This window comes from Myxococcus sp. SDU36 (assembly GCF_030168875.1).
GTDB classification, from domain to species: Bacteria; Myxococcota; Myxococcia; order Myxococcales; family Myxococcaceae; genus Myxococcus; species Myxococcus vastator.
On sequence record NZ_CP077414.1, the window covers coordinates 7,646,053 to 7,660,223 of the forward strand.

Sequence of the window (14,171 nt, forward strand, 5' to 3'; positions counted from 1 at the left end):
CTCCTTCAGATGCGATAGGCGCGAGCCACGTCCTGCATCTGCTCGGACACGTCCTGGAGCAGCTTCGCCGCCCGGGTGGTGGCCGCCAGGCTCTCCTGGGTGTCGTTCATCATGGAGGACAGGTCGGTGACCGCGCTGAAAATCTGGGCGATGCCCGCGTTCTGCTGGCTCACCGCGCCGGCAATCTGCCGCACCGCGGTGGCGTTGTCCTGGATGATGGCGGCCAGCTCCTTCAGCCGCTCGCCGGTGCCGCGCACCTGCTCCAGTCCGGCTTCCATGTTCGTGTGGCCCAGCTCCGTCATCTTCGCGGTGGAGAGGATGGCGCTGCTCAAATCACCCAGGATTTCGCGCACCCGGTCCGTGGCCTGGATGGACTGGTCCGCCAGGCTGCGAATCTCACGCGCCACCACGTTGAAGCCCTTGCCGTGCTCGCCGGAGCGGACGGCCTCGATGGCGGCGTTGAGCGCCAGCATGTTGGACTGGTCCGCCAGGTCCTTCACCGTCTGGGTGATGCCGCCAATCTGCTGCGTGCGCTCGTTGAGCTGGGCGATGCGCTCCGTCATCTGCTCGGCCTGGGACAGGATTTCGGAGAAGCCGCCCAGGCTGTCCCGGATGGCCCCTTCGCCCGCGCGCCCCACCTCTTCGGCCATGGAGGCGCGCTTGAGCACGTCCTCCGCCTTCTCCGAGGCCAGCACCGACGTCTGCTTGATTTCCTGCGCCGTCACCTGCGTCTGCTGAAGGGCCGCGGCCTGGCGGGCCACGTTGCGCTCCTGCTGCGTCGACGCCGTCTGCAGCTCCGCCACCGTCTCGCTGAGCACGCGCGTGCCGGTGTGCAGGCTCTGCGCCGTCTCCCGCAGCTGGAACACCAGCAGGCCGAAGGCGCCGGCCAGCTCGCCCACCTCGTCGTTGCCGGCCTTCACGTCCAGCGTCTGCGTGAGGTCGCCCTCGCTCACCAGCCGCGTCACCGCCGCGCGCAGGGCCAGCACCGGACCGGAGATGCTGCGCGACAGCAGCCACGCGCCCACGACGGCCAGCACGATGAAGCCCACCGCCATCAGCAGCGCCACCCGGCTCACGCGCTCCACCGGGGCGTAGGCCTCCGCCGGGTCCACGCGCGCCACGAAGTGCCAGCCGTCGGCCACGTCGCGCACGTCCGTGCCGTTGACGGCCGTGACGGCCAGCAGCCTGTCATGGCCCTGGACGTTCGCGCCGCGCGAGTCGTACAGCACCGTGCCGTCCGGCCGCTGGAGGGTGAGCGCGAAGCTCTTCAGCGCGCGCTGGTGGGCGCGGGCCAGCGCCGGCTGCACCAGCTGGTCCACGTGGGTCCAGTCGAAGGCGGCCAGCAGCACGCCCATCCGGTGCTTGGAGACCGGGTCCAGCACCGGGAAGGCCAGCGACAGCACGTGGCCGGTGAAGATGGGGTGCTCCTCGGTGATGCCCTCGCTGCTGGTGCGCCCCTGCTGGGCCTCCGTGAACCAGGGGCTGCGCCGAACCTCGTCCCGCCGGCTCAGGTACTCGTCGCGCAGGGCCGGGGTGTTGGCGGAGATGGCGCGGCCGGTGTCGTCGAAGACGACGATGCCGTTGAGGGTGAGGTAGCGGCTCTGGAGCACGCCGAGCATGGCGTCGGAGGGCGCGACGTCACCCCGCAGCGCGGCGCGGACCGCGGCGTCCTCGGACCAGCCGCGGGCGCTGGCCTCCCGTTCGGCCAGCGTGGCCTCCAGCAGGTCCTTCACGCCTTCGGCCTCGCTCAGCAGCGACGCGCGAATCTGCTCTTCCATCACCTGCCGCGCGCTGCGGGCCTGGAGCCAGGTCAGCGTCAGCAGCGGGATGACCGACAGCAGCGTCGCGTAGAGCGTGAGGCGTCCCCGAAGGGACTGGGTTCCAGGAAGAGAAAGGGCCATGTGGCGCGGCGGGCAGCGTGCGGGGGCCTCCCAGGAAGGTCGGCCCCCGTCCTATACCAGAGCCTCGCGTCTCCAGGGCACCCCCGCGCTTGCCTGCTCGGCTCAGATGACAGGCACCCGGCTGGGCAGGTCCTTCGCCGGGACGCTGGAGTAGTCCGAGTCCACGTCCAGGAGGACGCGCTGCCGGACCCGCGTGCTCAGCGCGCGGCGCATCCTCCCCAGGAACCCCGGCGGGGCCGCGATAACCAGCTTGTCGAAGTCGTGCCGGTCATGCCCCTGGTCCAGGAACGAGGACAGCTCGCGGGCGAAGCGGTCGTGCTCCAGCTCCTTGCGCCCGTCGGGCTCATTCTCCACGGGTGGACGGTGGAGCGTGCCGGCGTTGGGGTTGTCGGCCTGCTGGAGCAGCTCGCCTTGATGGGCCCGACTCTCGTCGTGGTGGAACTCCTCCACCAGCCGCCAGTCCTCTTCCGCCTTCGCGTCCGTCGCGAAGAGGCGGGCCCGGCTCGCGTTCCCCACCAGTATCCAGAGCGTCCCATTCGCCATGTCGTGCGTCTCCTTGCGCTATAGAGGGGAGATGCGGACCCCTCCGGGCCAAGGCAAGCTTCCGCAGACGAGCCGCGCGCCCGCCGCGCGCAGGGCAGGCAGCCAGGCCGCTGACCCTTGACGGGTTTTGCGGGGACTGGGGGCGTCACTGTCGCCTCATTCCGTTGCGCGGAGCGTCGCGATACAAGGGGGACCATGCGTATTCCCGTTGCTCCCGTCACCGCCCTGCTGGCGCTCGCGCTGCTGGCCGCTCCCGCGTGGGCCCAGGAACAGGGTGGACTGGGCCTGGACCTCACCTCGGACGCCCCCGCCGAGCAGCAGGGAATGGACATGGGGTTGGACCTGCGTCCCAGCAATCCAGACGCGGACCTGCTGCCTCGCTTCGCTTGGGTGGGGCTGTACGCGACGGAGCGCGCGGGCGCGCAGCAGGCGTCGAGCTGGTTGGAGGCCCTGGCGCGAGGGACGCTGTCCTCCGTCAGCGTGGCGCAGGCATCGGACCTGGTGGAGACGCGTGAGCGGCTGGCGGAGGGCTACGACGCGGCGGTGCGCTGCGCGGAGGCCGCGTGCTTCGCCGAGCCCGCGGAGCTGCTGGACGCGGACCTGCTGACCACCGCGCGTCTGTCTTTGGAGGACGCGGGCTGGACGCTGCGGACGTGGACCTACGACAGGGATCGCCGCGTGGTGCACGAGGACTTCGTGACGGGGCGCAACCCGCGCGACGAGGACTTCGTGAACGAAGCCGCCGCGATGGTGTCCAGGCGCCTGACGGCCTTGGCACGGCCGCGCGCGATGCTGACGGTGAACGTCAACGTGCCGCAGGCGGTGGTGAAGGTGGGCGAGCGCATCGTGGGCGTGGGCAGCGTGGAGGTGCGCCAGGCGCCCGGCGCGGTGGCGTTGGAGGTGTCCGCGGACGAGTACGGCACCCGGACGCGCACCCTGGACCTGAAGCCCGGCGCGCGCGAGACGGTGGACGTCATGCTGGAGCTCTCCGGTCCGGCGCCGGAGGGGCCTCCCGATGAGTCCGTGGCCGGCGTGGGGGCTTCCCGGAAGGCGCCTCGCAAGTCCCTCTTCAAGCGGCCCGCGCTCTACACCGCGCTGGTGGGGCTGGCCGCGGTGGGCGCGGGTGTGGTGATGGGCCTGGCCGCCAAGGACGTGGAGAAGCGCGGGGGTGACGCGGATGGAGATGGCGTGTTCGACGTCACGCGCAAGGAGCGGCTGGACGCGCAGTCCCAGGCCAACCTGGCCACGGCGCTGCTGGCGGGCGGCGGCGCGGTGACGGCGGGCAGCGTGGCGTGGCTGGTGCTGGTGCCCGCGCGCGTCGCGCCCGCCTCGACGTCCGTGGCGCCTGGAAGCAGCGGCGGCGCCTCCACGTCGCTGCACCTCATGGTCGGCGGGAGTTTCTAGAACCTATGAAGACCTTCGAATCCCGGCTGCGCGTGTGGTGTGGCCTGTTGCTCGTCGCGGGCGCGGTGGGCTGCACGGTGAGCTTCCCGGACGACGTGCCCTACACGTGCGCGGAGACCGCCGACTGCGGCGGTGACGGCTACGTCTGCACGTCCCTGCCCGACAACGGACCGCGGTACTGCTGCCTGCCGGACCCCGCGGAAGTCTGCAACGGCCTGGACGACGACTGCGACGGCCTGGTCGATAACCTGGAGACCGCCTGCTACACGGGGCCGGAGGGCACGCTCGACGTGGGGCTCTGTCACGCGGGTGAGTCCATCTGCACCCGTGAAGGGAGCATCGCGTGCGTGGGGCAGGTGCTGCCCGGCGTCGAGACCTGCAACGGCCTGGATGAAGACTGCGACGGGGCGGTGGACGAGGACTTCGACCTGAAGACGGACCCGGGCCACTGCGGCGCCTGCAACAACGACTGTTCCTTCCTCCAGGACTGCGTGAATGGCGAGTGCGTGCGCCGGCAGGAGCTGGACTGCGCCAATGGCCAGGACGATGACGGGGACGGCTTCATGGACTGCCAGGACCGCGCGGACTGCGACGGCCAGTCGTGTGGTCCGCAGTGCGTGTGCCAGGAGGGCTCGAAGACGGAGCTGAGCTGCACCAACGGCAATGATGATGACGATGATGGCCTGGTGGACTGCCAGGACCGCGCGGACTGCCCGGTAACGACGGATTGCACGCGCGCCGATGGCAGTGCGGGCACGTGTCAAATCAACGCGCTCTGCGAGTGATGGCCATGCTTCTCACCCACCACTGTCCGCCATCCCGCACTCACCGAGGGTGGGTGGCGTCCCTGGGAAGACAGAGTGCGGATCCAGGGTTGCTGTTTGCCCCGGACATGGAAATTTCTTCTCACCATGGGCTCCGATGACGCCTTCATGCAGACCGTGCAGTCCCGTGCCGAGGCCACCGTGAGTGACGCGGGGCCCCGAGCCAGTGACGAGCTCCAGGAGGGCTCCACGCTGGGGAACTACCAGTTGGAGCAGCTCCTGGGCGAAGGGTCCATGGGCCGGGTGTTCCAGGCGCGGCACGCGCGGCTGGGGCGGCAGGTGGCGCTGAAGGTGCTGCGGCCGGAGCACGCGCGGGACGGCGGCTTCGTGCGGCGCTTCTTCCAGGAGGCGCGCACCGTCAATCAAATCAACCACGAGCACATCGTGGAGATTTTCGACTTCGTCGACGAGAGCGCGACGGGCGGGCACGTCTACTGCGTGATGGAGCTGCTGCGCGGGCAGAGCCTGAGCTCGCTGGCGCAGGCGGAGCCGCTGACGCTGGCGCGCATCCAGCGCTTCGTGGTGCAGGTGTGCGCGGCGCTCGGCGCGGCCCACCAGGTGGGCGTGGTGCACCGGGACGTGAAGCCGGACAACCTCTTCGTCATCCACCGCGCGGGCCAGCCGGACTTCGTGAAGGTGTTGGACTTCGGCGTGGCGAAGCTGCTCACCCCCGAGGGGAGCACCACCGGGACGCTGGACGGCACCATCATCGGGACGCCCGCGTACATGGCGCCGGAGCAGGCCGCTGGCCTGCCGGTGGACGCGCGCTCCGACATCTACGCGGTGGGCAACATCCTCTACGAGCTCGTCTCCGGCAAGCCGCCCTTCCAGGCGCCGGCCTTCGGCCACCTGGTGGTGCAGATCATCACCCAGCCGCCGCCGCCGCTGCCCTCGCACCTGCCGTCCGGAGAGCCCGTGCCTCCGCAGCTGGCGGAGCTGGTGATGCGCTGCCTGGCCAAGGAGCCCGAGGCCCGGCCGCAGAGCCTGGCGGAGGTGACGACGGCGCTCCTCCTGTTGCCCGCGTCCGCCCAGGCGCTGACGCCCGCGGAGCTGGCGCTGGAGGCCACCGAGCGGCCCACGCACAAGGTGCGGGTGGCGGTGACGGGGCGCTGGCGCCGCCGGGCGGCGGTGACGGTGGGCACGGCGGCGTTGGGGGTGGTGGCCGCGGTGGTCACCTGGTCCGGAATGCAGCCGGAGCCCGCCCCCGCCGAAGCTCCGGTGGCCGGCGTCATGAGCCGGCTCGTCGCCGAAGCCCCGGCCGCGCCCGCCGCCGCGCCGCGGCTGCTTCCGCCCGTCACGCTCACGGTGCGCTCCTTCCCGGAGGGCGCGCAGGTGCTGCGTCTGGACACGGGCGAGCTGCTGGGCGTGACGCCGCTGGTGAAGCAGGTGTCTGGTGAGTCCGCGCCGCTGCGCCTGCGCGTGGAGCTGGCCGGCTATGCCCCGCTGGAGCGGATGGTGGAGCTGGACAAGCACGCCGAGCTGGAGGTGCCGCTGGTGAAGGCGCTGCCTTCGCCCCGGCAGCAGCCCGCGGCCGGGACGCAGCGCGTGACGGGCAAGAAGCGCCGCGCGCGCCCTGTCACGCAGTAGGTGTCGCGGTGGCCCCGCCCTGGGAGGCGGGGCCCGTGTCCGCTCAGCGGGGTGCCGCCGTCTGGGCGAGCACCTGGGCGGCGATGCGGCCAATGCGCTCGTTGAAGTCCTCCGCCTCATGGAAGGTGAGGCGCACGTCACCCACAGTCAGCTGTACGCCGGGCTGGAGCACGGTGGGGTGCTCCGGCTCCAGGGGCGTGCCGCCCAGCGTCACCGGCCGGGAGGCGGCCACGCGCGTCACCGTCCAGCGTCCTTCCAGGGTGGGGGACAGGTGGAGCTGCTCGCGCGACACGGTGGCGTCATTGACGACCAGCGCGTTGTTCGAGGCCCGGCCCAGCCGCAGCGGACTGCCGTCCGTGTGGCCCACCAGCTCGAAGCACAGTGCGTCACCCGCGGGCAGGCAGTCCCGCAGGTCCGTCAGCGGCAGCCGCGTGGCGGCCACGTTGCCCTCCACCACCTCCGGGACATTCCACGCGCCCGCCTCCCACACCAGCCACGGGTGTGGGTACTTGGCGCGAAACTTCTCCTTGAGAGCCATGTGCTGCCTCACGAGCAGCGAGAGCAGCAGAGCGCGAGCCATGCGGGTTGAATAGCCTTCCTCCCCCGTCGCGGCCCGAGAACGTGCGCGTGGGGGGCCATGGGATGTCAACGAATGGCCAGATGCCGGGTGGGATGCCCCACTCGCGCACGGGCCGACCCCTGTAGTACACCCGCGCCCGCCTCCTGTCCCCCGGACAAGGCCTCCCCCCCACCTGGACGATTCGATGCGCCGCCTGCTCGCTGCCATGTTCTGCGCCGCCGCCGTGCTGGCGGCTTGTGAAGACGACTCCCCACCGCCCCCCGCGCCGCCGCCTCCCTCCTCGGAGACGTACCCGGACGCCGGCACGCCCCCGGACGCGGGCACCCAGGAGCCCTGGGCCTGCCAGCGGACCACGACGGTGCGCAACGCGCCCATGACGCTGCTCACCCGGCTGCAGCTGGAGATGAGCCGCGCCACGTCCTCCGCGCAGCGCACGGAGGCCATCGACCGCTTCGTGGCGGAGGTGGAGGAGCAGGGCGGCAGGCCCCTGGTGAGTGACGCGGAGGCGGGCCGTCCCCGCGTGGCCTTCTTCGTGCGGGGCGAGGCCGGCCGGGACACCTTCGTCGCTGGCGACTTCAACGGCTGGTCCGCCACGGCCACGCCCCTGGTGCAGGTGCGGGACACCGACTTGTACGTGGCGGAGGTGGAGGTGCCGCGCACCGGTCCGCAGCCGTACAAGCTGGTGAAGGACGGTGACTTCATCGCGGACCCGGGCGCGCGCCACGTCGCGTGGGACAACCTCAATCGGTACGACGTGGGGCAGTTCAACTCGCTCGTCTACCCGGGGCTCCAGGACGCCACGAAGGGCCGGCTCACCGCGTGGTACGGCGTGCCCGCCACGGCGCTGGGGGACGCGCGCGACGTCTTCGTCTACACGCCGGCGGCGTATGACGGGCCGGAGTGCCCGGCCCTTCCGGTGATGTACCTCCACGACGGCAACGAGAGCCTGACGCGCGAATCCTTCGCGGAGGCGGCGGACGCGCACTACGCGGCGCGGCCAGCGGACGCGGCGGTGCTCGTCTTCGTGGCGTTGCCGGACCAGTCCGTGCGCCTGGCGCAGTACACCTTCCCGCCCGCGCGAGCCCCCGGCTGGCCCACGCCGCGCGGGGATGACTACCTCGCCTTCCTCCGCGATGACCTGATGCCGCGCGTGGAAGCGGCCTGGCGCGTGAAGACGGGGCCGCAAGAGACGGGCATCTCCGGTGCGTCGCTGGGCGGCCTCATCTCCGTGTACGCGGGCTTCCAGATGCCGGAGAAGTTCGGCTTCGTGGGCACGCAGTCCGGCACGCTGTTCTGGCCCCACGACGGCGAGGTGGACCGCGACGACGGCAACGCGATGGTCGTCCGCGCGGGCCAGGAGCCGGTGGTGCCGGTGCGCTTCTACGTGGACCACGGCTCGCCCTTGGCGGGCTGCACGCGGGACGGCGGGGAGGGTGGGGATGACTGCCAGTCCAACCTGCAACTCGTGGAGGCGCTGCGTGGCCGCGGCTACGGCGTGGCCCACTGGAACGAGCCCGGCGCCGAGCACGACTGGTTCTTCTGGAAGCGCCGCCTGCCGAAGCTGCTGTGCAGCTTCCGCAACGCGGACCCGGCGGTGTGCGGCCTGTAGTCCGGCCTCACAGCTTCTTGGCGATGGCGCGGGCCAGCCGGTCCGCGGCCCCCACGTCGAGCGACAGGAACAGGCGCGGCTCGGTGGCCTCCAGCTCCTGCAGCCGCGACTGGCCCGCGTTGTCGGTGGCCACGTCCACGCGGGCGTAGAGCAGGGGGCGGCCCACCGCCTCCAGCACGGACTCCGCCAGCCGCAGCTCGGCCGCGTCCTCGGGCGTGAAGGCGGTGGGCTCGGAGAAGCCGCGAGGCGCGTCCAGCAGCGTGGGCGGCCGGCGCACCGCGTGGCTGAGGACACCGTCGAAGAAGACGTAGCTGCGCTCGCCCTCCGTTTCGAAGGCGGTGAGGTAGGGCTGCACCATGACGTCGCCCTCGCGAGTCAATTCCGCCAGCCGGGTGGTGGCGGCGTGGGCCTCCGCGCGCGGGAAGATGTGCGTCTTGAGCGCGCCCGCGGACACGGCGGGCTTGAGCACCACCGCGTCCCAGCCGTGCCTGCTGGCCAGCTCGCCCACCTCCAGGGTGTCGCCCTTGCGCACCCAGGTGGTGGGCGTCACCAACACGCCCTTCTCCTCCAACTCGCGCAGGTAGTACTTGTGCGTGTTCCAGCGCAGCACGGGGGCGGGATTGTGGAGCTGCGTGAGGCGGCCCACCTTGTCCGCCCAGGCGACGAAGGCGTCGCGGCGCAGGTGGCTGTCCCACGTGTTGCGCACCAGGGCCAGCCGGACCGTGCGCCAGTCCATGGCCGGGTCATCCCAGAGGACGGGCCGGGCATCGACGCCCAGGGCCGCGAGCGCGGGCAGCAGGGACGCGTCGAACGCGTCGAGCCGAGGCAAGCCTTCGAAGGTGAGGACGGCGACGTCCATGACGCGGACTCCCGATGTTGAAACGTGCCGCGGCTTGTAGCGCGTGCGGCGCCTCCGCGCAGGGCTCTCGCGGTGCGTCAAAGCGGAGTGCGGGTCAGGCCGACAGGTAGGCACTGAACGCCCCGTACTTGAGGTGAGGCGGGCGGCGTACTCCACGGCACAGTCGCGTGCGCGGACGCTCGGGAACTGGACCTGTGCGGTCAGGTGTCGCTGAAATGTTTCAAGGGGTACGCTCTTCGCGTGCCAAGGACCTGTCACCTTCCCTCCGGCCGGCTCCGCCGGGAGACCTACGAGATGCGAATGTCCCCACGTTTATTACTGGCCGCGCTAGGCGCGGTCCTCCTCTTTCACGCCGGATGTGGCGACGACGAGCCTGGCTGCGAGGGCGCGAGCTGCGCGCAAGCCGTCTGCGGCAACAACGTCGTGGAGCAGGGCGAGCAGTGCGACGACGGCAACACGGTGGATGGTGACGGCTGTGAGTCCGACTGTACGTCGACGCCCGCGCCGACCGCGGTATGTGGCAACGGCAAGCTGGAAGGCGAAGAGGTCTGTGACGACGGCAACACGGTGGACGGTGATGGCTGTCAGGCGAACTGCGCGCTGACGCTGACCCAGTGCCCCGCGGCCAACGCGCCCGCGCTTCCCGACGGCGCCACCTGCGCGGTGACGCAGGCCGGCTCCGCCGCGCGCCTCTTCACGGGCGTGGTGCTGAAGGAGGGCGAGACGCTGGTGGGCGGCCAGGTGCTGGTGGACGCGCAGGGCATCATCCAGTGCGCCGCCTGTGACTGCTCCGCCGCGGCGGGCGCCGCCGAGGCCACGCAGGTGTCCTGCCCTGGGGGTGTCATCTCCCCGGGCCTGGTGAACCCGCACGAGCACATCACCTATCCGATGGAGCCGTACGTCGGCACCGAGGAGCGCTACGAGCACCGCCACGAGTGGCGCACCGGCCGCAACGGCCACACGCGCATCACCAGCCCCGCGGCCAGCGCCGCGGACAACGTCCGCTGGGGCGAGCTGCGCCAGATGATGGCGGGCGCCACCTCCATGGCGGGCGCGGGCGGGCAGGCGGGCCTGCTGCGCAACGTGGACGTGAACAACACCGCCCTCCAGGAAGGCCTGGGCGAGGGCGTGGTGGACTCCGACACCTTCCCGCTGGGTGACACCAGCGGCAACCTGATTGCTTCGGGCTGTGACTACGGCTCGAGGCCGACGACGGACTCGCTGCCGCGCTCGGCCGCGTACCTGCCGCACATCTCGGAGGGCATCTCCACCGCGGCGCTCAACGAGTTCCTCTGCCTGTCCACGGGCCCGAACAACGTGATGCAGCCGCGCACCGCCGTCATCCACGGCATCGGCCTGACGGCGAAGGAGATTCGCATCATGGCGGAGAACGGCACCGGACTCATCTGGTCGCCCCGCTCGAACATCTCGCTCTACGGCGACACGGCCATGGTGACGACCTACAAGAACCAGGGGGTCACCATCGCGCTGGGCACCGACTGGCTGCGCTCCGGCTCCATGAACCTGCTGCGCGAGCTGCAGTGCGCGGACTACCTCAACAGCGCGCACTACGCGCGGACCTTCAGCGACGAGGACCTCTGGCGCATGGTGACGTCGAACGCGTCGGACCTGGTGGACACGTTCGAGAAGACGGGCCGCATCGCCGAAGGCAAGGTGGCCGACCTGGCCATCTTCCAGCTGCGCACCTTCGTCAACTCGCCGCACCGCGCGGTCATCACCGCGAACCCCGAGCACGTGGTGCTCACCATGCGCGGTGGCAAGCCGCTCTACGGTGACCAGGCGCTGATGGCCGGGCTCCGCGGCGCGGACGCTTGCGACACGCTGGACGTGTGCGGCAGCTCGAAGGAAGTGTGCCTCCAGTCCGAGATTGGCAAGGACCTGGCGGCGCTGACGTCGGGCGCCACGCACAAGTACCCGCTGTTCGCGTGTGGTACGCCGGAGAACGAGCCGACGTGCTCGCCCCGCCGCGCCTCGCTGGACTCGCGCTGGCCGGCCAGCGTGAACAACTCCACCAGCTACACCGGCGAGGTTCGCGCAGCGGACCCGGACGGCGACGGCCTGGTGGGCGCCGCCGACAACTGCCCCAGCATCTTCAACCCCATCCGCCCCATGGACAATGGCAAGCAGGCGGACTCGGACGGTGATGGGATTGGCGACGCGTGCGACCCCTGCCCGCTGGAGGAGGGCAACGCCTGCACGTCGTTCACGGTGGGTGACGATGACCACGACGGCATCGTGACGTGGCAGGACAACTGCCCGTTCGTGGCCAACCCGGACCAGGCGGACGCGGACGGCGACGGCAAGGGTGATGCGTGTGATGCATGCTCCAGCGTCCCGAACCCGGGCGACCTGGGCTGCCCCGCCACCATCCACGAGCTGAAGACGCGCGTGGACGGCAACCTGCCGCTCTTGGGCAGGCCGGTGTCCATCTCCGACGTCGTCGTCACCGCCGTGGTGAAGGGCGGCGCGAGCTCCCAGGGCTACTGGGTGCAGACGCATCCGCTGCCCTCGGGCACGAGCGTGGACCACTCCGGTCTCTACGTGTACTCGCCCAAGGGTGACCTCGCGGTGGGTGACCGCATCGACATCACCACGGGCGTGCTCCTCCTCTACTTCGGTCTGCCCGAGCTGACCGAGGTCAAGTACGTCAAGCGCAGCTCCGGCAACGAGGTGCCCGCGCCGGTGGTGGTGACGACGGCGGACATCCGCACCGGTGGCCCGCGCGCCGCCGCGCTGGAGGGCGTGCTCGTGGAGGTCCGCGACGTGGCGGTCAACACGGCGGTGGACGAGTTCGGCCAGTTCCTGGTGAACGAGGCGGGTGACGCCGGTCAGCCGGGCCTGATGATTGACGACCAGGCCTATGCCTACGCGGTGCCGGCCATTGGCACGCGCTTCGGCGCGCTGCGCGGCGTGCTGACGTACAACTTCAACGACTCCAAGCTCGTGCCGCGCTTCCAGGCGGACATGCCGCTGCCGCCGCCGTCGCTGACGGGCTTCGGTCCGGATGGCTACGTGCGTCTGGGTGGTACGGGGCCGGTGAGCACCTTCCCGCAGGCGCTGACGGTGACGTTGTCCTCCGCCTACCCGGAGGCGCTCGACATCACCATCACCTCCTCCGATGAGGGCGCGCTGAGCGTGCCGGGCGGCCGCATCACCATCCCCGCGGGGCAGACGTCCGCGACGGTGCAGGTGGTGCCGGTGGCGCCCGCGCAGAGCGTGACGTTGACGGCCACGCTGGGTGGCTCCTCGCAGACGGCCACCGTTCGGGTGCTGGGTGCCGACGAGCAGCCCGAGGTGGTGGGCGTCACCCCGGGTGACGTGACGATGGTGCCCGGCGGCGAGGTGGTCTTCACCGTGCAGTTGGACCGTCCGGCGCCCGCCAACACCACCGTGGCGCTGAGCATGGCGCCGGCGACGGGCTTTGGCGCCTTCGTTCCGGCGGACGGCGTGCTCACCGTGGCGGAGAACGCCACGGAGGCGATGTTCTCCTTCATCGCGGACCCGGCGGCCACGGCCACCGCGCCCGGCATGGTGACGGCGACCCTCGGCGCGAGCAGCGGGAGCGCCACCGTGACGCTGGACCAGGATGCGCCGCGGCTGACGACCCTGTCGCCGTCCTCGGCGGTGACGATTCCGGCGGGTGGGACGCAGACGTTCACCCTGACGGTGGACCGTTCGGCCGCGCAGGACACCGTCGTGGAGCTGGCGGTGGTGCCGGGTGCGGGCGTGCCGAACTACGGCACGGTGCCGGCCACCGTGACGATTCCGGCGGGCGCCACGGAGGTGGCGTTCACCTTCACGGCGGACGCGCAGGGTGAGGGCACGGGCACGGTGTACGCCATGCTGTACGGCATCACCCGGGCCACGGAGCTCACGGTGCTTCCGCCTCCGCCCACGCTCAGCGCGCTGTCTCCGTCCACCGCGGCGGTGCTGACGGGCCGGACGTTCACCTTCACGGTGACGCTGGACCGCCCGGCGCAGACGGACGAGACGGACGTGGCGCTGACGCTGGAACCGGCGACGGGCATCGGGTCCATTCCGGCCTCGGTCCGGGTTGCTCGGGATGCGACGACGGCGACCTTCACCTTCACGGCGGACGAGGTCTCGAGCCCCGCGCAGGCGCTGCTCACGGCGAGCTTCGGCGGGGTGGACCGGACCGCTCAGGTGTCCGTCATCCTGGCCGCGGAAGGCGGGCTGGTCATCAACGAGGTGGACTACGACATGCCCGGCGCGGGGGACTCGCAGGAGTTCGTGGAGATCTACAACAACTCCTCTACGCCCGCGTCGCTGAGCAGCGTGTTCCTGGTGTTCGTCAACGGCAACAACATGACGAGCTACCAGAAGATTGCCCTGGCGGAGGTCAACGGCGGCGTCCTGGGGCCTCGGGAGTACCTGGTCGTGGGCGCTGCCTCCGTCGTCGATGGGCTCGCGGGGCGTGTCGGCGTGCACACGCTGCAGCGGGGGACCACCGACTTCATCCAGAACGGTGCGCCGGACGCGGTGGCCCTGTACGACGAGGCCACGGATGCGTTGATTGACTCCCTCTCCTACGAGGGGCACGTGGTGAACGCCTCCATCGCGGGGACGGACACGAAGTTCGACCTGCGTGAGGGTGACGCGGACACGGCGGCCCTGGCGGACAGCAACACCGCTCAGGGGTCGCTGTGCCGGGACGCGGACTCGACCGACACGGACGTGAACATGGCGGACTTCGCCTTCACCACGGCCGTCACCCCTGGCGCGGTGAACGTCATCACGGCGACGCCGTAGCCGTCAGGCGACTGGGGGGCGGGGCTGAAGCGCGAGCCCTGTCCCCGTGAGGTCCAGAACGGGCGGAACCCCG

The 14,171-nt window shown here is 71.1% G+C and carries 9 protein-coding genes; 5 read left to right on the forward strand and 4 right to left on the reverse strand.

Features of this window, described 5'->3' with window-relative positions:
• Nucleotides 1-5 precede the first annotated feature (5 nt).
• Together KGD87_RS31265 and KGD87_RS31270 are read right to left on the reverse strand one after the other, a co-directional pair.
• Entirely contained in the window at nt 6-1,901 is a 1,896-nt protein-coding gene (locus tag KGD87_RS31265) for a methyl-accepting chemotaxis protein (protein ID WP_284664602.1), read from the reverse strand.
• 102 nt (nt 1,902-2,003) lie between these two features.
• A complete protein-coding gene (locus tag KGD87_RS31270) occupies nt 2,004-2,444 on the reverse strand; it encodes a host attachment protein (protein WP_284664603.1) in 441 nt (146 codons plus the stop codon).
• Between the two features lie 195 nt (nt 2,445-2,639).
• Between KGD87_RS31270 and KGD87_RS31275 the strand changes: the two genes are divergently transcribed.
• The 3 genes from KGD87_RS31275 to KGD87_RS31285 all read left to right on the forward strand — a co-directional run bounded on the left by KGD87_RS31275 (nt 2,640) and on the right by KGD87_RS31285 (nt 6,259).
• Nucleotides 2,640-3,848: a hypothetical protein gene (locus KGD87_RS31275; RefSeq protein ID WP_284664604.1), complete on the forward strand. Its 1,209-nt coding sequence runs from the start codon at nt 2,640-2,642 to the stop codon at nt 3,846-3,848.
• A 5-nt stretch (nt 3,849-3,853) separates the two neighbouring features.
• Nucleotides 3,854-4,633 (forward strand): MopE-related protein, encoded by a 780-nt coding sequence (locus tag KGD87_RS31280; RefSeq protein WP_284664605.1) that lies wholly within the window; start codon nt 3,854-3,856, stop codon nt 4,631-4,633.
• Between the two features lie 126 nt (nt 4,634-4,759).
• Nucleotides 4,760-6,259, forward strand: a complete 1,500-nt coding sequence (locus KGD87_RS31285) for a serine/threonine-protein kinase (RefSeq protein ID WP_284664606.1) — start codon at nt 4,760-4,762, stop codon at nt 6,257-6,259.
• A 43-nt stretch (nt 6,260-6,302) separates the two neighbouring features.
• Here KGD87_RS31285 and KGD87_RS31290 read toward each other — a convergent pair whose 3' ends face one another.
• Entirely contained in the window at nt 6,303-6,839 is a 537-nt protein-coding gene (locus tag KGD87_RS31290; RefSeq protein WP_284664607.1) for an FHA domain-containing protein, read from the reverse strand.
• Nucleotides 6,840-7,023: 184 nt separating this feature from the next.
• Here KGD87_RS31290 and KGD87_RS31295 point away from each other — a divergent pair, with 184 nt between their 5' ends.
• A complete protein-coding gene (locus KGD87_RS31295) occupies nt 7,024-8,448 on the forward strand; it encodes an alpha/beta hydrolase (RefSeq protein ID WP_284664608.1) in 1,425 nt (474 codons plus the stop codon).
• A 7-nt stretch (nt 8,449-8,455) separates the two neighbouring features.
• Here the strand turns inward: KGD87_RS31295 and KGD87_RS31300 are convergent, their stop codons facing one another.
• Nucleotides 8,456-9,307, reverse strand: coding sequence for an ATP-grasp domain-containing protein (locus tag KGD87_RS31300; protein ID WP_284664609.1), 852 nt, complete (start codon nt 9,305-9,307; stop codon nt 8,456-8,458).
• Nucleotides 9,308-9,601: 294 nt separating this feature from the next.
• Here KGD87_RS31300 and KGD87_RS31305 point away from each other — a divergent pair, with 294 nt between their 5' ends.
• Nucleotides 9,602-14,098, forward strand: a complete 4,497-nt coding sequence (locus tag KGD87_RS31305; protein WP_284664610.1) for a lamin tail domain-containing protein — start codon at nt 9,602-9,604, stop codon at nt 14,096-14,098.
• Nucleotides 14,099-14,171: the final 73 nt, after the last annotated feature.